The sequence below is a fragment of the Micromonospora citrea genome, from assembly GCF_900090315.1.
GTDB classification, from domain to species: Bacteria; Actinomycetota; Actinomycetes; order Mycobacteriales; family Micromonosporaceae; genus Micromonospora; species Micromonospora citrea.
Map to the genome: position 1 here is coordinate 3,891,310 of NZ_FMHZ01000002.1, position 23,417 is coordinate 3,914,726.

Consider the following 23,417-nt stretch of genomic DNA (forward strand, 5'->3'; position numbering starts at 1 on the left):
GTGCCCGCGCTCGCTCCACCGGTGGCCGCGATCCGGGTGGCGGTCCGCCGCGCCCTGGCCGACCTGTCCCCCGGCGGCCCGGTGCTGGTCGCCTGCTCGGGCGGCGCGGACTCCCTCGCGCTGGCCGCCGCCACCGCGTTCGTGGCGCCCCGGCTGGGTCGCGCCGCCGGCCTGGTGACGGTCGACCACGGGCTCCAGGAGGGCTCGGCGCGGCGAGCCGCGGCGGTGGTGGCATGGGCCCGCGAGGCCGGTCTGGCGCCGGTCGAGTCGGTCCGGGTCGACGTGACCGGGCGGCCGGGCGGGCCCGAGGCGGCCGCCCGCGAGGCGCGCTACCGGGCGCTCGCCGACGTGGCCGGCCGGTGCGGGGCGGCGGCGCTGCTCACCGGGCACACCCGCGACGACCAGGCGGAGACCGTGCTGCTCGCCCTCGCCCGGGGCGCCGGCCCGCGTGGCCTGGCCGGCATGCCCGCCCGGCGGGACCTTGACGGGGTGCCGCTGCTGCGCCCGCTGCTGGAGATCGGCCGGGAGCAGACCCGCACGGCCTGCGCGGTGCTGGGGCTGAGTCCCTGGGACGACCCGCACAACACCGACGCCTCGTACGCCCGGGCCCGGGTCCGGTCCGACGTGCTGCCCGCGCTGGTCCGCGCGCTCGGGCCGGGTGTGCTGGACAACCTGGCCCGGACGGCCCGGCTGGTCGCGGCGGACAACGCCGTCCTCGACGAGCTGGCCGTCGCCGCGCTGGCCGACGTCCGGCATCCCGACGGCGGGCTGGCGGTGCCGGCGCTGGCCGCCCTGTCGCCCGCGGTGCGCGGCCGGGTGCTGCACGCCTGGGCCCGGGAGCTGGGCGCCCCGCCGGCCGCCCTGTCGCACCGGCACGTGACCGCGCTGGACACCCTGGTCACCGCCTGGCGGGGACAGGGGGCCGCGCACCTGCCCGGCGGGCTGCGGGTGGTCCGCCGCGACGGCCGCCTCGCCACCGTCGTTCCCCACTGACCGTCCCCGGGCCCGCCCGGTCCCCACTGACCGTCCCCGGGCCCGCCCGGTCCCCGACGTCGGAGCGCGGGGACGCGGCGGCCGCCTCCCGGCACCGGAGCGCGGGGCCGCGGCGGCCGCCTCCGGGGGCGCGGGAGCCGCCGGGAGGCGGTAGACATGGCGGATGGCGTACCCCCGACAGCCGCTCTTCGCGCCGCACGGCGCGGTGGCGACGAGCCAGCCGCTGGCCGCGGCGGCCGGCCTGGCGGTGCTGCGACGCGGCGGCAACGCCGTCGACGCCGCGCTGGCCACCGCGATCACCCTCACCGTGGTGCAGCCCCCGTCCAACGACATCGGCGGCGACCTGTTCGCGATCGTCTGGGACGGCGAGCGGCTGCACGGCCTCAACGCCTCCGGCCGGTCCCCGGCGGCGCTCACCCGCGAGCGGGTGCTCGCCGCGACCGGCGGGCGCGGCGCGGCCCCGGTCGAGGCGCTCGGCGGGGCGCAGTCGGCGGGGCCGGCGATGCCCGCGCGGGGTTGGCTGCCGGTGACCGTGCCCGGCGCGCCGGCCGGCTGGCGGGACCTGCACGACCGGTTCGGCTCGTTGCCCTTCGCGGAGCTCTTCGCCGACGCGGTCGGGTACGCCGAGCACGGCCATCCCGTCTCCACCGGCGTGGCGGCGACCTGGTCCCGCGCGATGGCCGGGCACGCCGGTCTGACCGGCGAGGAGTACGCCGAGTTCGGCCGGGTGTTCGCGCCCGGCGGCCGGGCGCCCCGGGCGGGGGAGCGGTGGCGCAACCCGGACGCGGCGCGGACCCTGCGGCGGATCGCGGAGACCGGCGCGGAGGACTTCTACTCCGGCGGCATCGCCGAGGCCCTCGACGCGCACTCGGCCCGCACCGGCGGCCTCCTCACCGGCGACGACCTGGCCCGGCACACCTCCACCTGGGTGACCCCGGTGTCCGCGCGCTACCGGGACCACGAGGTGTGGGAGCTGCCGCCCAACGGGCAGGGCCTGGCGGCGCTGCTGGCCCTGCACATCCTGGACGGGTCTGATCTGGCGGCGCTGCCCCTCGCCGAGCGGCTGCACCGGCAGATCGAGGCGGTGAAGCTCGGCTTCGCCGACGCGCACGCCCACGTCGCCGACCCGGAGCGGGTGCCGGTGCCGACGGAGGCGCTGCTCTCACCCGGGTACGCCGCGTCCCGGCGGGCGCTGATCACCGGCCGGGCCGGGGTGCCGACCGCCGGCGACCCGGAGCGCGGGGGCACCGTCTACCTGTGCACCGCCGACCCCGGCGGCATGATGGTCAGCCTGATCCAGTCGACCTACCTGGCCTTCGGCTCGCACGTGGTGCTGCCCGGGCACGGCTTCGCCCTGCAGAACCGGGGGCTGGGGTTCCGTCTCGACCCGGCGCACCCGAACGCCGTCGGGCCGGGGCGGCGGCCGTTCCACACGATCATCCCGGGCTTCCTGACCCGGGACGGCCGGCCCGTCGGGCCGTTCGGCGTGATGGGCGGCCACATGCAGCCGCAGGGGCACGTGCAGCTCGTCTCCGCGACCCTCGACGGCGGGCTCGACCCGCAGGCCGCGCTGGACGCGCCGCGCTGGTACTGGCACGCCGGGCGGTCGGTGCTGGTGGAGCCGGAACTGGTCGGCACCGCCGAGGGCCGGTCCGCGGTCGCCGAGCTGCGGGCCCGGGGTCACGAGGTCGCCGTCGCGGCGGAGCCGGCGGTCTTCGGGTACGGGCAGGCGATCTGGCGGCTGCCGGAGGGTGGATACGTCGGCGGCTCCGAGTCCCGGGTCGACGGCGGCATGGGCGGCTGGTGACCGGGCAGCGGTCCCGGCGGGGCCGTCGCCGGGACCGGCGGCGGCTCGTGGCGGCCGGGCGGCGGGCCGGCGGCCGGTATCGGCGGTCCTGGGCTGGCCGGGGGTGGTTGGTGGCGGGCCGGCGGCGGGTCCTGGATGGGCCGGCGGTGGGCCGGGCGGCGGCGGGGCGGGCCGGTGGTGGGCCGGTGACGGGCGTCAGGCCCCGACACGGTCGCGGAACGTGGTCCGGTAGGTCTGCGGCGTGGCGCCGACCCGGCGGACGAAGTGGTGCCGCAGCGCCGCCGCGTCGCCGAAGCCGGCCCGGTCGGCGACGGCCTCCACGCTGAGCCGGGTCTCCTCCAGCAGCCGGCGGGCCAGCAGCACCCGCTGGTTGGTCAGCCATTGGTGCGGCGTGGTGCCCGTCTCGGCCCGGAACCGCCGGGCGAAGGTGCGCGGGGCCATGCCGGCCCGCTCGGCCAGCTCGTCGACGGTCACCGGCCGGTCGAGGTGCCCCATCAGCCACTCCAGCACCGGCGTAAGGGTGGGCGCCTCGGGGGTCTCCGGGATGGGCGCCTCGACGTACTGGGACTGCCCGCCGTCGCGGTGTGGGGGGACGACCATCCGCCGGGCCAGCCGGGTGGCCGTCGCCGAGCCGTGCTCCTGGCGGACCAGGTGCAGGCAGGCGTCGATGCCGGCCGCCGTGCCGGCGCTGGTGAGCAGGCGGTCGTCCTGCACGTAGAGCGAGTTGCACCGGACCTTCGCGGTGGGGTGGCGGCGCTGCAGTTCGTCGGCGTACCGCCAGTGGGTGGTGCACTCCCGGCCGTCGAGCAGCCCGGCCTCGCCCAGCAGGAACGCCCCGGAGCAGACGCTCAACACGTACGCCCCCCGGTCGGCGGCCCGGCGCAGCGCATCGAGCACCCGGGCCGGGGTGGTGCCGCTCAGCCCGTGTGCCGGCACGGCGACCAGGTCCGCGTCCTCGATGTGGCCGAGGTCGCCGTGCGGGATCAGGTGGAAGCCCGACGTGGTGCGTACCGGACCGCCGTCGGGGCTGCACACGTGGAACTCGTAGCCCGGGAATCCGTCGGCGGTGCGGTCCAGGCCGAACACCTCGGCGACGACGCCCAGCTCGAACGTCGCGACCCCGTCCATGACGATGACCGCGACGGATCGGAGCATGTGACGAGGGTAACCGCACTGGTGGCAGAAAATCGAGGGGTGGTGGCATTTCTGCCACTGTCCGGTCAGGGGCACCCGGCGCAGACTGGTGTCAGTCCGGTGCGCACCGGCGGCGAAACCGACAGCAATCACGCGAAAGCGAGCGCCGCCATGGAGTTCTTGTTCGTCCTGCTTCTCGTCCTCGTCCTCGCCGTCGCCTCGGCCGCCGGGCTCACGGCCGACAGTCGTGACTCCGCCGACTGGAAGGCGACCGACGACGGCCACCGCTGGCGGTCACCTACCAGCTGAGGCGATTGGCCGACTTCGCGGAGTTCATCCCGGGCGGGACCGCTCCGAAAGGGGCGGCCCGGCCGACGGAGGCCATCGGGCGTACGGCAGGCTAGGAGTCATGGCTGACGGCTCCTGGTACGACGCCGACATCGACCACGTGATCATCTCCGAGGCGCAGATCCGCGAGAAGACCGCGGAACTCGCCAAGCAGGTCTCGGCGGACTACGCCGACGTCGATGACGGGCTCCTGCTGGTCTGCGTGCTCAAGGGCGCGGTGATGTTCATGGCCGACTTCGCCCGGGCGCTGGGCCGCAACGGGCCGCCCGCCGAACTGGAGTTCATGGCCGTCTCCTCCTACGGCCAGGGCACGACCTCCTCCGGCGTGGTCCGCATCCTCAAGGACCTGGACCGGGACATCGCCGGCCGGCACGTGGTCGTGGTCGAGGACATCGTCGACTCCGGCCTGACCCTCTCCTGGCTGCTGCGCTACCTGGAGTCCCGCTCGGCGGCCAGCGTCGAGGTCGTCGCGCTGTTCCGCAAGCCGGACGCCGTCAAGGTGCCGGTGCCGGTCAAGTACGTCGGCTTCGACATCCCCACCGAGTTCGTCGTCGGCTACGGCCTCGACTTCGGCGAGCGCTACCGCGAGCTGCCGTACGTCGGCGTGCTCAAGCCCGAGGTCTACGCCCGGGCCTGAGCAGCTCTCGCATCGGCGTCCATCGAGCGGACGTTCAGCGGGCTCTCAGTCAGTCGGACTACGGTATAGGCCGGTGGCGTGGAGGCACTCTCCACGCCCGACCCCTCGAACCGCGGGACCGGGCGGTCGGGTGGCCGGGCGCGGGGCTCCCGTCACGTCGGCTGGACCCGGTTCGCCCGACGCCGCAGGTGCCGGGCTCGCGAGCTCGCCGGGCGCGCACACGATGTTCCGTTCGTGCGCGGCTGCGGGGCTCGCAAGCTCACTCCTCGCGCGCACGGTGTACCGTCGAATGACCGCGGCGCGGCAGTTTCCGCGCCTCGGGGTCGAGCCGGCCCGCAAGGCGGCTCCGGCCGCCGCCACAGGCGGCGACACCATCAGACGGTCAGGACGTCGATCAGGAGGATGCGGGCGCCTCGGCGCTCGACAACAGCATGGAACGTACGCGTTTCTTCCGCCGACCGGTGGTCTGGATCATCCTGGTCATCCTCGGCGCCGTTGTGCTCAGTCAACTGTTCACCGCTGGTCCCAGCTACCACCGGGTGGACACTTCCGTTGCGCTCGACCAGCTCAACACCGCCAAGATCAAGAAGGTCATCTTCCAGGACAAGGAGCAGACGCTCCAGCTCGACCTGGCCGAGAAGACCAAGTTCGGTGACACCACCACCGACCGGATCGAGGCGCAGTTCCCCTACGAGGTCGGCGACGAGGTCTGGAACGAGGTCCTCGAGGCCAAGGCGAACAACCGGGTCACCGGCCCGGCCGACGCCAAGGTGTCGTCCGACAGCATCTGGGTGAGCCTGCTGGTCAACCTGCTTCCGATCGCCCTGCTGGTGCTCCTGCTGCTCTTCTTCATGTCGCAGATGCAGGGCGGCGGCTCCCGGGTGCTCAACTTCGGCAAGTCCAAGGCGAAGATGATCACCAAGGACACGCCGAAGACCACGTTCGCGGACGTGGCCGGCGCCGAGGAGGCCGTCGAGGAGCTGCACGAGATCAAGGACTTCCTGCAGAACCCGGCGAAGTACCAGGCGCTGGGCGCCAAGATCCCGAAGGGCGTACTGCTCTTCGGCCCGCCCGGAACCGGCAAGACGCTGCTGGCCCGCGCGGTCGCCGGCGAGGCCGGGGTGCCGTTCTACTCGATCTCCGGCTCGGACTTCGTCGAGATGTTCGTCGGTGTCGGCGCCAGCCGGGTCCGTGACCTCTTCGAGCAGGCCAAGGCGAACGCCCCGGCGATCGTCTTCGTCGACGAGATCGACGCCGTCGGCCGGCACCGTGGCGCCGGCATGGGCGGCGGCCACGACGAGCGCGAGCAGACCCTGAACCAGCTGCTCGTCGAGATGGACGGCTTCGACACCAAGGGCGGGGTCATCCTGATCGCCGCCACCAACCGGCCGGACATCCTCGACCCGGCGCTGCTGCGCCCGGGCCGCTTCGACCGGCAGATCCCGGTGGACGCCCCCGACATGGAGGGCCGCAAGGCGATCCTGCGGGTGCACGCCAAGGGCAAGCCGTTCACCCCCGACGTCGACCTCGACTCGGTGGCCCGGCGCACCCCGGGCTTCAGCGGCGCCGACCTGGCCAACGTGATCAACGAGGCCGCCCTGCTCACCGCCCGTAAGGACCAGCGGGCGATCACCAACGACTCCCTCGAGGAGTCGATCGACCGGGTGATCGCCGGCCCGCAGCGCCGCACCCGGGTGATGAGCGACCAGGAGAAGAAGATCACCGCGTACCACGAGGGTGGGCACGCGCTGGTCGCCTGGGCGCTGCCGCACGCCGCGCCGGTGCACAAGGTGACGATCCTGTCCCGCGGCCGCTCGCTGGGCCACACCCTGGTGCTCCCCACCGAAGACAAGTACACCCAGACCCGGGCCGAGATGGTCGACACCCTGGCGTACGCGCTGGGTGGGCGGGCCGCCGAGGAACTCGTCTTCCACGAGCCGACCACCGGGGCCGGCAACGACATCGAGAAGGCCACCCAGCTGGCCCGCGCGATGATCACCCAGTACGGCATGAGCTCCAAGCTCGGCGCGATCAAGTACGGCACCAGCGGCGACGAGCCGTTCCTCGGCCGCAACATGGGCCACGAGCGGGACTACTCCGACGCCGTCGCCGCCGAGATCGACGGCGAGATGCGGGCGCTGATCGAGCTGGCGCACGACGAGGCCTGGGAGATCCTGGTGGAATACCGGGACGTCCTGGACAACATCGTGCTGGAGCTGATGGAGAAGGAGACCCTCTCCACCGCCGACATGGCCCGGATCTGCGCCCGGGTGGCCAAGCGGCCGCCGATGGCGCCGTACAACGGCTTCGGCAAGCGTCAGCCCTCCACCGAACCGCCGGTGCTCACGCCGGCGGAGAAGGAGGCGCTGAAGGTGCAGGCGCAGGCCGACGGCGCCCAGGCGACGGTCGGCGGCACCACGTCGAGCAGCTCCTCGAACAACTCGGACGGTACGCACTGAGCACCGACGACGCGACGGCCAGCTCCCGGGACGACCGAGGGCTGGCCGTCTCCGCGACCGAGCCCGACGGCGACGACGCCCTCGACTACGTGGCCGCGCGCCTGATCAGCGGCAAGCTCACCGGTGGGCCCGTCGAGGAGACCGTGGACCTCGGGCGGATCGAGAAGGCGGTCCGCGAGATCCTCGTCGCCGTCGGGGAGGATCCCGACCGCGACGGTCTCCAGCAGACCCCGGCCCGGGTGGCCCGCGCCTACGCCGAGCTCTTCGCCGGCCTGCGGGTCGACCCGGCCCAGGTGCTCAGCACCACCTTCGAGGCCAACCACCAGGAGTTGGTGCTCGTCCGCGACATCGACGTGATGAGCCTGTGCGAGCACCACCTGCTGCCGTTCCGGGGCAGCGCCCACATCGGCTACATCCCCGGGCCGGACGGCCGGATCACCGGCCTGTCCAAGCTGGCCCGGCTGGTCGAGGTCTTCGCCCGCCGACCCCAGGTCCAGGAGCGGCTCACCTCGCAGATCGCCGACCTGCTGATGGAGCGGCTCGCGCCGCGCGGCGTGGTGGTGGTGCTCGAGTGCGAGCACATGTGCATGGCGATGCGCGGCATCCAGAAGTCGGGTGCCCAGACGATCACCTCTGCCGTGCGGGGCACCCTCCAGAACGACGCCAAGTCGCGCGCCGAGGCGATGGCGCTGATCATCCCCCGCTGACCGACGACCGACCGGCCGGTCGATCCGCACCCGGGTCGGCCGGCCGTCGCGTGTCGGGACACCGGCCCGCCGCCGCGGCCGTGCGAGCCAACGCGGCCGTTCCGGTCAGCCGGCGAGCATCGCGAGCAGCAGGCCCGCGCTGGCCAGCACCGCCGGGACCAGGCACACCAGCGCGCCGAGCCGGGCCGTGCGGTCCACGCGGCCACCCTCCGGCGGCGGAAAGAGCCGGCCGACGCCGAGCCAGCCCGCCGCGAACGCCACCGCCGGCATCGGCAGCCCGAGCAGCAGCGCCACCACGGTCGCCGCCCCGGAGCCGGTCGCCACGAACAGCGCCACCTGGACCAGCGGCACCAGCAGCGCCAGCGGCCCGTACACCAGCAGGTTGCGCGGGCGCGCCGGCCAGGCGGCCAGGCGGGGCAGGCCGCGCGCGGTCAGCGCGGCGTCGGCGGCGTCCGCGCGACCCCGGGCGGCGCGGAGCGCGGTCAGCACCGCGGCCGGCCCGCCCGCCATCGACCGGGCCGCCTCCGTCAGCTCCGGCGGCGTCGGGACCAGCGAGATCGGCGGTACGCCCCGCTCGCGCAGCCGGGTCTCCTGCGACGCCAGCCGGGCGCGGACGGCCGTCAGCTCCTCCCGGGCCGCCTGCACCGACCGGGCCTGCTCGCCGGCGGCGGTCGCCGCGTCCCGACGTACCCCGTCGAGCTGCCGGGCCGCGGCGAGGTACTCGGTCCACGCGGCGGCCACCGGATCCCCGCCAGCGACGGCGCCCGACGGCGTCGCGGTCCCGGGCCGGGTCGGCGCCGCCTCGGCGGCCGGACGCTGGCGTCCCGGGCCGGCCTGCACCGCCCTGCTCCGTGCCCCGCCGCGGGTCATGCCGGCTCTCCCTCGTCGGCGAAAGGAACCAGCACGACACCCCGCTCGCCGGGCGAGTCCCAGAGCACCGCCCGGCCGGGCCGGGGCCGCCACTCGACCGGCCGGCCGAAGACCGACGCGAGCTGCGCGCCGGGCAGATCCACCACGGCCACCGCCGCGAGCTTGTCCACCTCACCGTCGGGCTCCAGCAGCGCCGCGAACGACGGCGCCGTGCGCCAGCGGCCGAGCAGGTGCCGGCCGGCGGCCGGGCCCTCGCGCAGCAGCGCGCGCAGCCGTTCCGGGGGCAACTGCTCCGGTGACGGCACGTCCAGGCCGAAGACCACCAGGTAGGCGGGACCGGCGTCGTCCACGGCGGCGAGCAGGCCGGCGGCGTCCACCGTCTCGACCGGGTGCCGCCCGGCCAGCTCGGCGGCCAACGCGTCGACCAGCGGCCGGCAGTCGTCGTCCGGCGCGGCGAGCACGAAGCGGGCGCTCCCCGGCGGGTGGTGGGCGGCCGTGCTGCGCGCCGCAGTGGCCAGGAGCCGGGCCGCCTCCGGGCCGGGGCCGAGCACGGCCAGGTTGCGCCCCGGGGCCGGCCCCAGCGGCACCGCGACAGTGGTCCGGGGCACGTCCATCGCCCGGCCCAGCAGGGCGGCGGGACCGGGCGCCCGCCCGGCCAGCGCGGCCCGGTGCCGGGGGTCGTTGCGCAGCAGCGGACGGGCGTAGCCGGCGAAGACCACCGGCGGGACGGCCCCCTCCGGACGGGCCGACCAGAGCCGGTGCCGCAGCTCCGCCACGGTGTCCGGATGGTCCTGCGGGTCGGGGAAGCGCACCATCCGCTCGTGCCCCCGGATCGCGCCCCGGGGTCCGCCGAGCCCGCCCGCCGTGTTCACCACGGCACTGCCCACCGGCAGCCCGGCGGCCGAATCGTTCGTCGGCTCCAGCACCGCGCCCCCGCCGGGCAGCGCCACCCGCACCGGGAACTGCCCCAGCACCGAGTCGCGGTCCGTACGCGAACCCAACCCCAGGTCCCCCTCGCCGGCCAGCACCAGGTGCACCCCGTACGCGCGCCCGGTGCGGGCCAGCGCGTCCAGCCGGGCGGCGACGTCCGCGGCGAGCCGGTCGCGCTCGGCGAACAGCAGCGGGAGATTGTCCAGCACGCAGACGATCCGGGGCATGGCCCGGTGCTGCCGCAGCTCGGCGAAGCGCTGCCCGCCCGCCCGGCTGCCGGCCTCCTCCCGGCGGCGCACCTCCGCCGTCAGTTCGTCGAGCAGGCTCAGCACGTACTCCCGGTCGGCCGCCAGCGCGGCGGCCCGGACCTGCGGGATCCACGAGCGGTCCCGCTCGGTCTGCAGGAACTCCACGAAGGACTCGGCGTCGGCGAGGTCCACCAGGTAGAGGGCCAGCTCGTCGGGGCCGTACCGGGCCACCAGACCGAGCAGCGCCGTGGTGAGGAACGTGGACCGGCCCGCACCGGAGCGGCCGCTCACCAGCCAGTGCGGCGTCAGCTCCGTGAACCCCAGCGACACCGGCCGCCCGCCCGCGTCGCCGACGGTGGTCGCGAGCCCGTCGACGGCGGTCGCCGCCCACAGCTCCTCGCCGGGCGGCGGCAGCAGATCGGTCAGGGCAAGCCGGGAACCCGCCTCCACCTGCGCGGCCAACCGGCGACAGACCGCGTCGACGAGCTCGGCCGGCGGATCCGCCTCGATGAAGACCGGGGAGTTCAGCCCGCCCGGAGGCTCGGCCCCGGGGCCCGCGAACGACCCGCCCGGCGGATCACCCAGCAGCGCGTACGCGTTGCGGATCGCCAGCGTCGTCGCCTGCGGCAGCGGCGCCCGGTCGGCGTACGGGCCCGCCGGGGGCCAGCCGGCCACCACGAGGTGCAGCCCGGCGGAGCGGCCGTGCTCGGCCAGCGCCTCGACCCGGGCCAGGTCGGTGGGGCCCGTCTGCTCCGGCAGCGCGGCGAACACCAGCAGCAGCGTCCGGTCGTGCCGGCGGCGCCCGCTCGCCCCCGGGGCCACCCACTGCTCCGCCTCGGTGAGCACGGCCCGCAGGCCCGCGACGTCCACCGCCGGGGGCGGCAGCAGACCCGCGTCCGCCAGCGCCGCGAACGGCGCCAGCGCCTCACCCGTGGCGTCCACCGCGCGCACCAGCAGCGCCCCGGCCGGGGTCGCCGCCAACACCCGCAGCAGTACGGCCCGGAGCAGCCCCGCCACCCGCGGATCCCGGGCGTCGACATCCACCGCGAGATGCCCGGTGCCGACAAGCGGCACCAACGCGGGGAAGCGCGCGTCGTCCAGCGGCGCCGCCGTGCCGAGCCGGACGAACGGGGGCGGCCCCTCGCCGGCCGGTGCGGTCGCGGCGACCGTCTCCAGGTCGGCGCCAGCCCAGCCCGGGGCGAGCACCGCCGCCGCCGACCGGAGCCGGTCGGCCAGCTCGTACTGCCGGTGCTGGTCGGCGGGGACGGGACGGGTGTCGTCGAGGATGCCGGCGGCCGCGGACGCGGTGGCGGCGGCCCGCCGGTGCAGGGCGGCGGCGCGGTTCGTACGTGCCTTCGGACCCGTCACCGCGTCCACCCCCTCTGTCCGAGGCTGGCAACCCCTCCCCGCGCAGAGACGGTAACCCAGTCGGAGCAGCTCGTCCGGGATGTGCGGCGGCGCTGCGCCGGTGTTGTCGTGGATCTCACCAATGGGGAGTGGTCCGTCACGATCCGCTGCATCTGGGGCATTGGGTCTCCGGGCCCCAGCCGCTAGCCTCAGAGGGTGGAATCAGTGCAGCCCCCCGCCGGTTCCCAGGTCTCCCGCGTACCGGCGCAACGGCCCCCCTCCGACCACCTCGCGCCGCCCTCGGCGGTCCCGGCGCCGGAGCGGCCGAAGCGGCGCACGCGCACTGTCCTGACGGTCGTGGCGAGCGTCCTCGCCGCACTCGTCCTCGGCGGCGTCGCCGCCGGCTACGTCCTATACAACCGGGCCGCCGCACCCGATCGCAGTTCTCCTGACGTCGCCGTGGTCAGCTACCTGCAGGCCGCGCTCGTTTCGCGCGACCAGAATCGCGCGCTGCTCTACACATGCGACGGTCACCTTAGCGCGATCGACGAGCTGCGAGTTCAGATCGAACGGCGCGAGCAGGAACTGGGTTCCAGTTTCTCCGTCAACATCGAACGTGTCGTCGTTTCCATGAACGGTTCATCGGCAGCCACCGTTACGGCAGTAATCCGCCGTACCGCTTCGATCGATGGGGTACAGCAGAGCCTTACCGACCCCTGGCGCTTCGAGGTGCAGGACAGGGATGGCTGGCGAGTCTGTTCCGGAGTGCAAGCAACCTGAGCCCTGCGGTCACTCGACCCAGAGCAGGTGGACCGGAATCTCCAGGGTGGTCGGTGACTGGCCCCGCCAGGCCCAGCGGTACCACTCCACCTCGGGCGTCACCCGCACGCAGATGTCGCCGTCGGCGCCCGAGTAGGTCTCGGTGACCGCCCGCAGGTCCCGGTGCTCGACCGACTCCGAGACGTGCACCACCCTGCGGCCCGTCACGGCGTCCGCCTCGAAGACGGGGGTCGGCGCGCGGTGCGCCGGGGCGTCCAGGGAGACGAGGCGGATGCCCGCCTCCCGGTCGACCGGCCCGTCCGGCCGGCGGGCACCCACCGTCTCCACCCAGACCCGCTCGACCGGCACCAGCGGGGCGAAGACCTCCACCTGGTCGGACTCCGCCCGGTACCACTCGTGCTCGGGGATGACCGGCACGTAGGTGCGGCTGCCCTGCACCACCCGCTCGTCGGCCCGCAGGTCGCCGCGCCAGCCCAGCCCGGGCAGGCCGACCAGCACCCGCCTTCCGCGTAGCTCGACCCGGTCGGTGGCCGGCACGATCGCTATCGGCCGGGGTGGCCGGGGGGCCCAGTCGGGCTGGTCGGCGAACGGATCGGGAACCGGTTCGTTCATGACCCCGAGCGTCTCATTCGGAGCCCTTGAGCGGGGCGCCCCGCGACCGCATGAACGGCACCGGGTCGATCGCGCCCCGGCTGCTGCGATCCTCGTCCTCGTGCACCTCGAAGTGCAGGTGCGGGCCGGACGAGTTGCCGCTGCTGCCCACCTCGCCGATGACCTCTCCGGCTTTGACGGTCTGGCCGACGGAGACCCGGGGCTTGCTCACCATGTGGCAGTAGCGGGTGATGAAACCGCCGGCGTGCAGGACGTCGACGAACCAGCCGCAGCCGCCCTTGTCGGGCCAGCCGTCGGCGTTGCAGCTGAGCCGTCCGCGATTGTCGGGGTCGCAGCGGGCGACCAGGACGCGTCCGGTGGCCGCGACCCGGATCAGGGTGCCCTTCGGGGCGGCGATGTCGACCCCGTTGTGCCCAGGCCGGCTCGTCGTGCGGAAGCCCGACCCCACGCCGCCCGGTACGGGGGCCGTCCAACCCGAGGCGGCGATCTCACCGCCGGCGGCCCGGTCGCACGCCTGCTTCCCGGCGACCAGCACGGTCCGGGCCGCCCCGCCGGCCAGGGCGTTGACGATCTGCGAGGCGACTTCCTCGTGCTTGGCGTAGGCGTCCGGGAAGGCGCTGATCTGCACGGCCTGGGCCGCCCGCGTAAGGGGCCTCCGCTCCCAGCCGGGCACCTTGAGCAGCTTTTCGTAGAACTTCCGGGCCGCGTACTCGGGCGTCATGCGCTGCGCGACGGTGCCCCAGCTCGCCCGCTGTTGGAAGAGGCCGACGGAGTCGTGATCGGCTCCGACGCCCTCGTTGGGCAGGTCCCCCGACTCGGCGACGGTCCGGTTTGCAAGGTTGAGGAGACGGGACTCCTGCATCGCGGTCGCCACGGCGATCACCCAGCCGCGCGGCGGCACCTTCATCTCCTGCCCCACCTTGATGATCCGGGCGGCGTTGCGGAGTTGGCGCTCACCGTACTGGGACATTCGGGGCATGCTGCCCCGAATGTCGACCCGGAAGTCCTCCGTGCAGTCCAGGCTCGTCGACGTCACCCGCTCGTCGGCGTCGCCGCCCAACTCCGTCAGGAAGAAGGCGCCGGCGCCGCCGGTGCAGCACAACAGGGCGAACGTCGCGGTCAGCGCGGCGGCCAGCGCGCCGAGCCGGAGCTGTCGAGGGCGGGGTCGGGTCTCGTCGTTCACTGCTGCTCCCAGTCCACCGCGTCCACCAGCCACCGCCCGTCGGGCGCCACCAGTTCGAGGCGGAGCCGTCCCGTGTCGAGCGGGACCAGCACCTCGACGAAGTTCTCGGTCCGGGGTTGGAGCGTCGCCTCACCGGCCACCCGCGAGGCCGGCACTCCCGACGGGTCGGCGCCCGCCAACTTCTCGGTCAGCGCCGGGGTCGACAGCGGACGCAACCCCTCCTGCCACTGGTCCGCCGTGACACCCGGCCTGCCCAGCCACGCGGCGACGAAGCGCTCGGCGGTCTCCTGTGGGGTGGGTTCGCCCGGACGGGTGACCGGGGACGGGGGAGCGCCCGTCGAGAAGGCCCCGTCGTCACCGGCGGTCGGGGCGACGGTGGTGATGGGACGGCTCGGACGGTTGCTGAGGCCGTCCGTGGGGTCACCGGGGCCGGAGACCAGCCGGGCTGCCCCGATGACCCCGAACACCACGACGGCGAGGCCGAGCGCGATGCCCAGCCGGGACCGGAGCACCCGGGTAACGAGGAATTCGACCGCCCGACGCACCGCACTCACCGTGCCTCGGAGCGGATCCGCGGAGCGGGCCGTTCCGGCTCACGCTCGGCGGAGCCCGGACGGTAGATGACGAACGACGGGTTCTCGTCGGGCACGTCCGGCTCCGTCCAGGTGGCCGACTGTCGGCGGCGAGGGCGAGGCGCGACGGGACGCGAGGTCTCCCGCTCCGCGGTCTCCGGAGCGTCAGCGGCCTGCTCGCGGCCGTCGGGTCGCTGCCGTTCCTGGCCGTCGCCGGTGGGGGCGTGCGAGGGATCCTCCCGCCGGGCCTCGGGCCGCAGGGTGCTCCTCTCCGCCACGACCGCACGGCGCCGGCCCATCGCCGGCTCGGCCGTGCCGCCGGGTTCCGCGACGTCGAGCCGGGCGGCGGTGCGCATGTCCCGGAAGAAGCGCCGGTGCCACGAGCCGGCCGAGCTGACGGCCTCGCTGCTGTCCTTGCCGCCGAGTTGGGTGATCCGCCGGTAGGGGCGCAGGAGCAGCCAGCCGACCACGCCGCAGAGCCAGACCAGCACCACCTGGAGCCAGCCGGGAAGCGTCGGCGTGCTCATGATCAGGTCGACCGCGAAGAGGTAGATGGCGGCGCCCGTGCCGAAGATGGCGATGTTGAACACGGCGGCGACCACCGCGTTCCCCAGCCGGCGCAGCCCCGCGCTGGCCGGCCGCAGCAGGCCCACGGTGCCGAGGATCGGCGCGGCGATCACCGCCCAGCGGAAGATCAGGAAGCCCAGCAGCACCAACAGCGAGGCGGTCAGGTCGAACATCGCGAAGAGCACGGCGGCGAGCACCGCGATGAACCCGGCTCCGACCCGGTCCATGTCCCGGACACCCTGGAGGTACTCGTACGCCTCCGGATCCTCCTCCTTGATCTGCTCCGCAACCTTCATCCATTGCTGCTGCTTCGCCTCGATCGTGGTCTGACGCGTCGCCGGATTCGCGCGAATCGACTGTATTTCCCCCCACGTCAGCGATCGTGCGTCGTACAGCGCCGGACCGTACTTCTTCGCGGTCTCACTGTCGGCTGATCCCAGAATTCCTCGAAGCCAATTCCGGTACAGCATCGACTCAGTGGCGGTATCGCTGGCCCGGACGGCGGGGGGACGCTTGTCCTCGCAGCGACTGGGGTCGGGATCGATGCACCGACCCGGCGCAGGCTCCTTTGCCTGCGGACCGACGGCGTCGTGCACCACGCCGAGTGTCGTGACGAGGGTGCCGTCGGCGATGTTCGCCGACTTGACCGGCCACGCGGCCAGGGCGGTCACCGCCACCATCACCAGCAGCGCCCAGCCCGCCGTGGTCATCGCGTTGCTCATGTCCGACTGGCGGGATCGCCATAGCAGGTAGAGACCGACCACGCAGAGCGTGACGATGCCGAAGACGCTGAACACCTTCTGGTAGACAGCCTTGGTCGCCTGGTCCACCAGCGGGTCCGCCCAGCCCCACATCGACCGTGGATCCCATGCGCGCTCCCGCAGTGCATTCGACGCACCGATGACTGCAGTAGCCACCATGAATTCGCCGTTGGCGACAGTGGTGGTGAACTTGTAGTCCGGATGCAGCACTGTTGACGCGCAGCCGATGTCGTAGGTGGTGTAGCTGTAGCCGGCGTATCCGTAGAGGCTGTATCGGCCGGTGACGCCGCCGGACGCGGACTGCGGTGGTGAGCTGGCGAACCACCCTGCCAGACCTGCGTCAGGTGCGCCGGGTGTCGGCGGTTCAAGGCATTCCGCCCGTGCTGCCGACACGTCCTTGAGCTTGGCGACGCAGGCGCGGAAGTCGGCCTGCCACTCCTGCGTCGTGCAGAGGTCGGCTGCCGCCCGGGTCGTCAGCGGCGCCGCTGAGGCCGGCGCCGCGCCGAGGGCCGGCCAGCCGATCGTGGCCCCGGCGAGTACGCCGAGCGTGAGCAGGAACGCCGCCAGCCGTGCCCGGGCCCGCGCCATGTCACGCCTCCAGGTCCGGCAGGAGGGCCGGCAGCACCCCGGCGGCCGCGGCGATCGCGGCGGGGGTGGTGTCGAGGTGCTCCAGAAGCCCGTCGACGTACGAGACGTCGACCCTGACCTTCTGCACCCGACCGTCGACGTCCCGCATGACGAACTCGCGGAAGCCGAGCCGGGCGGCCGACGTCGCGTCCGCCGCCGACAGCGAGGCGAGGGTGGCCTCGTAGCCGTCGTTGACCGGGACCCGCAGCAGCCGCAGGGCCTCGGAGGCGATCTCGGCATCCTCGGCGATCCGGCCGACGAAGACCGTGGAGACCAGGTTCTGCACGTCGAGACCGAGGATGTCGCGCGGGTTCTGCGAGGCCACCAGCGCGGCGAGGTTCCACTTGCGGGAGTCGCGGGCGAGCCGGACCAGGAAGGATCGCCCGGAGCGCCAGCCCTCCATGAAGTGCGCCTCGTCCAGGCCGACGAGTTTGCGGGACGACATCGACCCGCCGTAGCAGCGGCGTACGGCCAGCCGGTGCGCGGTGTGCAGCATCGGCAGGGCGAGCGCCTCCTCGGCCGACCAGTACTCCCGCTCGATCTTCAGGTCGGGCAGCCGCAGCCCGGCCATGGTGATCACGGTGAGGGCCGCGTCCGCACCGAGCAGCCCTTCGGGCGGCCGGCCGAAGAAGAGCATCGCCAGCGGCATCTCGGCGGTGTCCAGCAGGAGGTTGGCCAGTTCCTTGCCGGCGTCGTCGTCGAGCTGGCTGAGGCAGGCGACCACGTCGTCCAGGGTGGAGGTCTCCTCCGCCGGCACCTGGCGTACGGCGTGCCGGAACAGGGTGGCGGTGGAGGCCTCGCGGGCCACCTGCGGCGGCACCAGCATCATGCAGATGTCCTGCACGAGCATTCGCCGCTCGGCGCGGGCGTTGGAGACGGCGATCTCGAACTCCCGGTCGCCCGCCGCCCCGCTGCCGAACTCGCTGCGCAGCGGCGTCGGGATCAGCGAGTACGGGGCCAGGGTGCCGTGCTCGGAGCCGGTCAGGTTCAGCACCCGCGCGTACGGCCGCAGCTCGGGCATGGCGCAGAGCCGGGCGAGCGGGCCGGACGGGTCGAGCAGTGTCACCTGGACACCGCGCCGGGCTGCCAGGTAGCCGAGGGCGCCGAGCAGGGTGGACTTGCCGCCGCCCGGTTCGGCGACGAAGACGGCGAGCCCGGAGCGTTCGCGTACTTCCATGGGGAAGTGCAGGTCGAGGAAGACCGGGCGGCGGCAGGTGCCCGCGGTGCGCCCGATCAGGTCGCCGCGCCGGTCGCCGACGGTGGAGGCCGCCTGCGGGAGCGCGGCGGCGAGCAGGTTGACCGGCATCCGCCGGACGTAGCCGGTGTTGGCGATCGGCTCCCCCGGGATGAACTCGCGGGCCAGCCAGTCCTGGTTCTTCGGGTGTTGCAGCGAGATGCGCAGCTCGCGGGAGTAGAGCTGGATGAGCCGCCGGGCTCGCTCCAGGCACTCCTCGCGGGTCCGGCCGCCGACGGCGATGCGGTGCCAGCCGTGCGCCCGGGCGGAGTCCACCGGCAGGCCGGTGGTCATCTCGTCGCCGATCACCAGGGCCCGCTTGGCCAGCCGCTCCAGCTCCGGCGGTGCGTCGATGCCGTGCTCGGCGTAGTCGAGCTGCTGGGAGCGGATCATCCGCAGCCGGTGCTCCAGGTTCCGGAAGGAGTCGCCGGAGCCGAGGATGTCGACCCGGGTCGAGATCTCCATCGGCCAGGGCAGCCGCTCGTGGAAGTGCAGCCAGGGCTCGTGCCGTTCGGGGATCTCCAGCGGTTCCATCCGGCCCACCGCCAGCACGGCGACGTGCCGCTCCTCGCCGGTCATCCGGTTGACCAGCTTGACCGTCGAGCCGTACGGGGTGCGGTAGCGCTCGACCTGCTCGGTGAGTGCGAGCAGGTCGCCGCGTTCCCACCGCCCGTCGGTGATCGGGGAGAGCCGGCCGGGCGGCGCCATGCAGAGCGCCACCGAGCGGTAGAGCAGCCACTCCAGCTCCTGCGCGGTGACCCGCCGCCCGCGCATGCCGAACGCCCCGAGCACCTCGTCGAACTGCTCGACGGTGCGCCCGAGCTTGCGGCGCTCGCCCTCGGCCACGCCGCGGCCGAAGGTGCGCAGCAGCCGCTCGGTCAGCGAGTCGCCGAGGGACCGGCGGGCGAACGTGACACCGAGGTAGGTCTGCCCCTCGGCGTGGTTGACCGAGAGCAGGTGCCGCTGCGCGGCCACCAGGTGATCGGCCCAGCCGGCGGTGCCCGGGACGTCGGGCAGCGGGGCGGGGGTGTGCGCGTCGATGGTGCGGGCCCACTCGTCGGCCGGGAAGGGCCGGGTGGTGCGCCGCAGGTGCAGCCGGAAGCCGGCCAGGCCGGCGTACTGCTCCGAGATCGCCGAGAGCAACGCCTCCCGTTCCGCGTCCGGCCGGAACGCCCAGCGCACCTCCGGGAGCCAGTACCAGGCGGTGACGGTGTTGGGGGTGAAGGTCAGGTGGCCCGCGATCTCGGTGATGGCCAGCTCGACCGACGGGTCGCGGTCGCCGAACTTGATCTTCGGTGGCTTGACCCGGACCGGCTTGGCCGGCTGGTTGCGCCGGCCGGCGGAGCGCTGCCGCGGCGGCGCCACCTCCCGGTCGGCGCGCTCCGGCAGCCGCTCGCCGGCCCGCCGGGACGGCTGTTCCGCCGGCGCCGGGGCGAGCGGCGCGGACGGGGGCGGCGCCGGTGGGGGCGGCGCGGCGGCCGTCTCCTCCGCCTGTGGGCGGAGCGTCGGCAGCCGGTCGCCGGCCTGCTGCGGCACCCGCGCCGATCGCGCCGGCGGCTCGTAGGCGACGGCGGGCGGCTCGTGCGCGAGGGTCGGCGGCTCGTACGGTCCGGTCGGCGGCTCGTACGCCTCCGACGGCGGCGGCTCGACGGCGGGCGCCCGGTCGACCGGGCCGGCGGGACGGCGGGCGGGCGGCGCGTCGGCGGGGCCCGACGGGGCCGGCTGCTGCGGGATGGCCCGCTGCTCCCGCCCGGCGATCCGCTGCGGCGTGGCCGGCCGGGTCGCGCCGGGTCGGGTGCCACCGAACAGGTCGAGGAAGGGCGAGTCGATGTCGGCGCTGTCCGTGGGCGGGGCGGGGTCGGCCGGTGGCGTGCGCCGTTGCGCCGGGCGGGGCGCCTGGAAGACCCCGACCCCACCGTGCCCGGGGGCGGTCACCAGGGCCGGGTCGAGGACGACCTCGTCCCGCTCCGGCTCGTCCGCGTAGTCGAACGAACGCGCACGGTTACCGTTCGGGGCGGCCGAACGCCCGGCCGGGGAGCCCGGCGTGGAAGAGCGACTCATGCGACCGCCTCACCCGCGTCGTTCGACTGCCTGATCGGCGTACGCCCGGTCATGCCAGTTCCTCCCGGATCCTGATCCGGCTGCCGACCAGGCGGGGATCCCGCTGCTCGGCGGCCGGCTCCCGGGTGCGTCGCCAGTCGGTCAGCGCGGTGCGGATCACCATGCGCGCCGGCCGGTCCGGATCGACGTACCGGAAGATGAACGAGGTGGTCACGATGGCGAGCGCGATCTCCCAGGCGGGGAAGAGCTCGACCTGGAACGTGAACAGCCAGTGGATGAACATGTAGAGGGGGACGAGCAGCATGAACAGCCCGTACTGGGCGTAGGGCAGGTGGACCGGAAGGGTGTAGCCGGGCGGCCCGAGGTAGACCAGGCGGGCCCGGTAGATGTCGTCGTCGGTGCGCAGCCGCATCTCGTGCCCGCGCCTATTCGAAGATCAGGTCGATCAGGTAGTCGCCGATGAAGAAGAGCGTGGCGGCTCCGGCGATGAAGGCGAGCCCGACGATCGCGATGGCCGAGCTGGTCAGCACCTTGGAGATCTCGCCCCGGCTGGCCCGGCCGATGAAGATGACGCCCAGCACGGCCAGCAGGATCGGGGCGATCTTGCTGGCGAAGAACGTGACGACGCCCTCGGTGTCGATGCCCTTCGGCGCCGGCTCGGCGAGTGGAGTCGACGCCAGGGTGGAGAGCGTGTGGGCGGCGGCAGACGTCACCGTCTCCATCAGCTCGATGGCGATCACTGGAACCTCCCCAAGTCGCGGCCGGCGGTGCCGCGGTGGTGCAGTAGGTGTGCCTTGCGGGAACGATGGTCACCGGGCGTAGCGTCGGCGACCCTGCGTTCGTTACTCACCACGGAGGGTGGTGAGCTTTGGGCGGATTTTCCCGCTTCGGCCCTCCCTCCGGGCTTCGCCATCTCGATGCCGGGCAATTCCAAAGCGTACGGGCACCCACTCTTTGCGACAAGCCGCGAAGAGTCTGCCCGATCCGGCCCGGACGCCCGATCGTACACCCGTTCGAATGCGCATGTCACCGCCCTCGACCCGGCCCGCCCGGGGCGCTCCGGCCGACCGGTACCGTCTAGTCGTGACCGATCTGGTACGGGCCGCGGCCCCGGTGGTGATGGGCGTCCTCAACGTCACGCCCGACTCCTTCTCCGACGGCGGACGGTACGCCGACCTCGACGCCGCCGTCGGACACGGCGTGCGCCTGCTGGCCGAGGGCGCGCACCTCGTGGACGTCGGGGGCGAGTCCACCCGGCCGGGTTCCGACCGGGTCGACGCGGAGACCGAGACGGCCCGGGTGCTGCCGGTCGTGCGGGAGCTGGCCGCCGCCGGGGTGCCGGTCAGCGTCGACACCACCCGCGCGCGGGTCGCCGAGGCGGCCCTCGCCGTCGGCGCGGGCGTGGTCAACGACGTCTCCGGTGGCCTCGCCGACCCTGACATGGCCCGGGTGGTCCGGGACGCCGGCTGCCCCTGGGTGCTCATGCACTGGCGCGGCCACGCCCGCGAGATGGGCGAGCTGGCCCGCTACGGCGACGTGGTCGCCGACGTCCGCGCCGAGCTGGGCCGGCGCGTCGACGACGCGCTGCGGGCCGGCGTCGCCGCCGACCGGATCGTCATCGACCCGGGGCTCGGCTTCGCCAAGACGGCCGCGCACAACTGGGAGCTGAGCGCCCGCCTGCCCGAGCTGCTGGACCTCGGTTTCCCGCTGCTCTTCGCGTCCAGCCGCAAGGCCTACCTGGGCCGGTTGCTGGCGGGGCCCGACGGCGACCCCCGGCCGACGGACGGCCGGGACGTGGCCACCGTCGCCACCAGCCTGCTCGCGGTGGCGGCCGGCGCCTGGGGCGTCCGCGTGCACGACGTCCGCGCCACCGTCGACGCCCTCGCCGTCTGGCGGGCCACCGGCGCGCCCCGCCTGGCGTACGCGAGCACCGGCGCGGCCCCGGCGGACCGCGCCGTCGACGACGGAGGAGACCGATGACCGACCGCATCGAGCTGACCGGCCTGCGGGCGCACGGCCGGCACGGGGTGTACGACTTCGAACGCGCCCAGGGGCAGGACTTCGTCGTCGACGCCGTGCTGGAGATGGACCTCGCCCCGGCGGCGCGCTCCGACGAGGTGGGCGACACCGTCCACTACGGCGAACTGGCCGAGCGGCTGGTGGCGGTGGTGACCGGCGAGCCGGTCAACCTGATCGAGACGCTCGCCGACCGGCTGCTGGCCGTCTGCCTGGCCGACCCCAGGGTGGCGGCCGCCACAGTCACCGTGCACAAGCCGGAGGCGCCCGTCCCGCACGCCTTCACCGACGTGGCCGTCACCATGACCCGGCGGCGGGACCGGTGACCCGCGCCGTCCTCTCCCTCGGCAGCAACCTCGGCGACCGGCTGGCCCACCTGCGCTCGGCCGTGTCGGGGTTCGGCGACGACGTGCTCCTGGTCTCCGGCGTCTACGAGACTCCACCGTGGGGGGACGCGGACCAGCCCGCGTACCTCAACGCGGTGCTGCTCGCCGAGGATCCGGCCGCGACGCCGCGCGACTGGCTGGAGCGGGCCCGGGCGGCGGAGCGGGCCGCCGGGCGGACCCGCGACCCGGGGCGGCGCTTCGGGCCGCGCACCCTGGACGTCGACGTCATCGCCGTCTGGGCCGACGACGAGCCGGTGCTCAGCGACGACCCGGAGCTGACGCTGCCGCACCCCCGCGCGCACCTGCGGGCCTTCGTGCTGCGGCCGTGGATCGACATCCAGCCGTACGGCCGGCTGCCCGGGCACGGCTGGCTGACCGACCTGCTCAACACCGGTCCCGCCGCCGCCGACGCGCTGGATCTGCGCCCCCGGCCGGATCTGACGATAGAGTCGACGGCATGACCCAGTGGAGCCGGCCGGCATGACGCAGGCGCGATCCCCACGCCCGGGCGGGACGGGTCCCGACCGGTCCCGGATGGGCCCCACCCGGATCTCCACCCTGGTGGTGGCCGGCCTCGCCGCCGCCGCGGTGGCCTGGCTGCTGATCAGCACCCTCTACTACGACTACCTGCCCGACCTGCCGTGGCTGCCGGTGGTCACGCTGGCGGCGCTCGCCGTGCTGGAGGCGTACGCCGCGGTCAACACCCGGGGGCGGATCGAGCGCCGGCCGGGCCGCGACCCGGTCAACCCGCTGCTGGTCGCCCGCTTCGTGGTGCTGGCCAAGGCGTCATCGCTGGCCGGTGCCATCTTCGCCGGCTTCTACGGCGGGCTGACCGGATGGCTCTTCGTCGAGCAGACGGAGGCCGCGATGGACGACCGGCCGATCGCCGGCGCCGGTCTGCTCGCCGGGCTGGCCCTGGTGGCGGCGGCGCTCTGGCTGGAGCGCTCCTGCCGGGTGCCCGAGCAGGAGGACGACGAGGACCGCGAGCCCGGCGACCGGGACAACCGCCCCGGCGCACGCTGACGCGGGGGGTTACGCCCGGCCCCGCACGCGGGTACGGTGCCTGCGACCGGAGAGCAACGGCCGCCCTCGGCCCGCCCGCGCGTCGGACCTGGACGAGCGGCCACGTGGGAGGCGG

At 74.4% G+C, this 23,417-nt stretch carries 21 protein-coding genes; 11 read left to right on the plus strand and 10 right to left on the minus strand.

Annotated elements, in window-relative coordinates; genetic code table 11:
* Both tilS and GA0070606_RS17810 read left to right on the plus strand, forming a co-directional pair.
* Positions 1-993: a tRNA lysidine(34) synthetase TilS gene (gene tilS / locus GA0070606_RS17805; RefSeq protein WP_091101417.1), complete on the plus strand. Its 993-nt coding sequence runs from the start codon at positions 1-3 to the stop codon at positions 991-993.
* Positions 994-1,156: 163 nt separating this feature from the next.
* Entirely contained in the window at positions 1,157-2,800 is a 1,644-nt protein-coding gene (locus tag GA0070606_RS17810; protein ID WP_091101421.1) for a gamma-glutamyltransferase family protein, read from the plus strand.
* A gap of 195 nt (positions 2,801-2,995) precedes the next feature.
* Here GA0070606_RS17810 and GA0070606_RS17815 read toward each other — a convergent pair whose 3' ends face one another.
* Positions 2,996-3,955 carry a GlxA family transcriptional regulator gene (locus GA0070606_RS17815; RefSeq protein ID WP_091101424.1) on the minus strand — a complete coding sequence of 320 codons (960 nt, stop codon included), beginning with the start codon at positions 3,953-3,955 and terminating at the stop codon, positions 2,996-2,998.
* A 39-nt stretch (positions 3,956-3,994) separates the two neighbouring features.
* Between GA0070606_RS17815 and GA0070606_RS17820 the strand changes: the two genes are divergently transcribed.
* The 4 genes from GA0070606_RS17820 (at position 3,995) to folE (ending at position 8,085) form a co-directional block, all read left to right on the plus strand.
* Complete coding sequence (locus GA0070606_RS17820; RefSeq protein ID WP_091101428.1) at positions 3,995-4,243, plus strand: hypothetical protein; 249 nt, start codon at positions 3,995-3,997, stop codon at positions 4,241-4,243.
* Positions 4,244-4,343: 100 nt separating this feature from the next.
* On the plus strand, positions 4,344-4,919 hold the full coding sequence (gene hpt / locus GA0070606_RS17825) for a hypoxanthine phosphoribosyltransferase (protein ID WP_091101431.1): 576 nt from the start codon (positions 4,344-4,346) through the stop codon (positions 4,917-4,919).
* Positions 4,920-5,350: 431 nt separating this feature from the next.
* A complete protein-coding gene (gene ftsH / locus GA0070606_RS17830; RefSeq protein ID WP_091101433.1) occupies positions 5,351-7,378 on the plus strand; it encodes an ATP-dependent zinc metalloprotease FtsH in 2,028 nt (675 codons plus the stop codon).
* 41 nt (positions 7,379-7,419) lie between these two features.
* Positions 7,420-8,085: a GTP cyclohydrolase I FolE gene (folE, locus tag GA0070606_RS17835; RefSeq protein ID WP_091101436.1), complete on the plus strand. Its 666-nt coding sequence runs from the start codon at positions 7,420-7,422 to the stop codon at positions 8,083-8,085.
* Between the two features lie 105 nt (positions 8,086-8,190).
* Here folE and GA0070606_RS17840 read toward each other — a convergent pair whose 3' ends face one another.
* Together GA0070606_RS17840 and GA0070606_RS17845 are read right to left on the minus strand one after the other, a co-directional pair.
* Positions 8,191-8,955, minus strand: a complete 765-nt coding sequence (locus GA0070606_RS17840; RefSeq protein WP_091101439.1) for a hypothetical protein — start codon at positions 8,953-8,955, stop codon at positions 8,191-8,193.
* The gene (locus tag GA0070606_RS17845; RefSeq protein ID WP_091101442.1) at positions 8,952-11,510 is read right to left on the minus strand and encodes an FtsK/SpoIIIE domain-containing protein; all 2,559 of its coding nucleotides are present in this window, start codon (positions 11,508-11,510) and stop codon (positions 8,952-8,954) included. The genes GA0070606_RS17840 and GA0070606_RS17845 overlap by 4 nt, the downstream gene beginning before the upstream one ends.
* A gap of 195 nt (positions 11,511-11,705) precedes the next feature.
* On the opposite strand from GA0070606_RS17845, the gene GA0070606_RS17850 reads away from it, so the two are divergent.
* Positions 11,706-12,260, plus strand: coding sequence for a hypothetical protein (locus tag GA0070606_RS17850; RefSeq protein WP_091101447.1), 555 nt, complete (start codon positions 11,706-11,708; stop codon positions 12,258-12,260).
* Positions 12,261-12,269: 9 nt separating this feature from the next.
* Here the strand turns inward: GA0070606_RS17850 and GA0070606_RS17855 are convergent, their stop codons facing one another.
* Genes GA0070606_RS17855 through GA0070606_RS17885 form a run of 7 tightly spaced genes read right to left on the minus strand, consistent with a single transcriptional unit; the run spans position 12,270 to position 20,617 of the window.
* Positions 12,270-12,872: a hypothetical protein gene (locus GA0070606_RS17855; RefSeq protein ID WP_091101451.1), complete on the minus strand. Its 603-nt coding sequence runs from the start codon at positions 12,870-12,872 to the stop codon at positions 12,270-12,272.
* A 13-nt stretch (positions 12,873-12,885) separates the two neighbouring features.
* Entirely contained in the window at positions 12,886-14,055 is a 1,170-nt protein-coding gene (locus tag GA0070606_RS17860) for a M23 family metallopeptidase (protein ID WP_091101454.1), read from the minus strand.
* The gene (locus tag GA0070606_RS17865; protein ID WP_091101457.1) at positions 14,052-14,609 is read right to left on the minus strand and encodes a hypothetical protein; all 558 of its coding nucleotides are present in this window, start codon (positions 14,607-14,609) and stop codon (positions 14,052-14,054) included. The genes GA0070606_RS17860 and GA0070606_RS17865 overlap by 4 nt, the downstream gene beginning before the upstream one ends.
* Entirely contained in the window at positions 14,606-16,543 is a 1,938-nt protein-coding gene (locus GA0070606_RS17870) for an MFS transporter (protein ID WP_091101461.1), read from the minus strand. Before GA0070606_RS17870 ends, GA0070606_RS17865 begins: the two co-directional genes overlap by 4 nt.
* A 1-nt stretch (position 16,544) precedes the next feature.
* A complete protein-coding gene (locus GA0070606_RS17875) occupies positions 16,545-19,877 on the minus strand; it encodes an ATP-binding protein (protein ID WP_091101466.1) in 3,333 nt (1,110 codons plus the stop codon).
* 49 nt (positions 19,878-19,926) lie between these two features.
* Positions 19,927-20,289, minus strand: a complete 363-nt coding sequence (locus GA0070606_RS17880) for a hypothetical protein (RefSeq protein WP_091101471.1) — start codon at positions 20,287-20,289, stop codon at positions 19,927-19,929.
* Positions 20,290-20,302: 13 nt separating this feature from the next.
* Positions 20,303-20,617 (minus strand): hypothetical protein, encoded by a 315-nt coding sequence (locus GA0070606_RS17885; protein ID WP_091101477.1) that lies wholly within the window; start codon positions 20,615-20,617, stop codon positions 20,303-20,305.
* A 343-nt stretch (positions 20,618-20,960) separates the two neighbouring features.
* Between GA0070606_RS17885 and folP the strand changes: the two genes are divergently transcribed.
* From folP to GA0070606_RS17905, 4 genes are read left to right on the plus strand one after another with little or no spacing between them, the layout of a single operon-like run.
* The gene (gene folP, locus GA0070606_RS17890; RefSeq protein ID WP_091101480.1) at positions 20,961-21,857 is read left to right on the plus strand and encodes a dihydropteroate synthase; all 897 of its coding nucleotides are present in this window, start codon (positions 20,961-20,963) and stop codon (positions 21,855-21,857) included.
* Complete coding sequence (folB, locus tag GA0070606_RS17895; protein ID WP_091101483.1) at positions 21,854-22,219, plus strand: dihydroneopterin aldolase; 366 nt, start codon at positions 21,854-21,856, stop codon at positions 22,217-22,219. The genes folP and folB overlap by 4 nt, the downstream gene beginning before the upstream one ends.
* Positions 22,216-22,740, plus strand: a complete 525-nt coding sequence (folK, locus tag GA0070606_RS17900) for a 2-amino-4-hydroxy-6-hydroxymethyldihydropteridine diphosphokinase (RefSeq protein ID WP_091101487.1) — start codon at positions 22,216-22,218, stop codon at positions 22,738-22,740. The genes folB and folK overlap by 4 nt, the downstream gene beginning before the upstream one ends.
* A 19-nt stretch (positions 22,741-22,759) precedes the next feature.
* Positions 22,760-23,302, plus strand: coding sequence for a DUF3180 domain-containing protein (locus GA0070606_RS17905; protein ID WP_091107855.1), 543 nt, complete (start codon positions 22,760-22,762; stop codon positions 23,300-23,302).
* Positions 23,303-23,417: the final 115 nt, after the last annotated feature.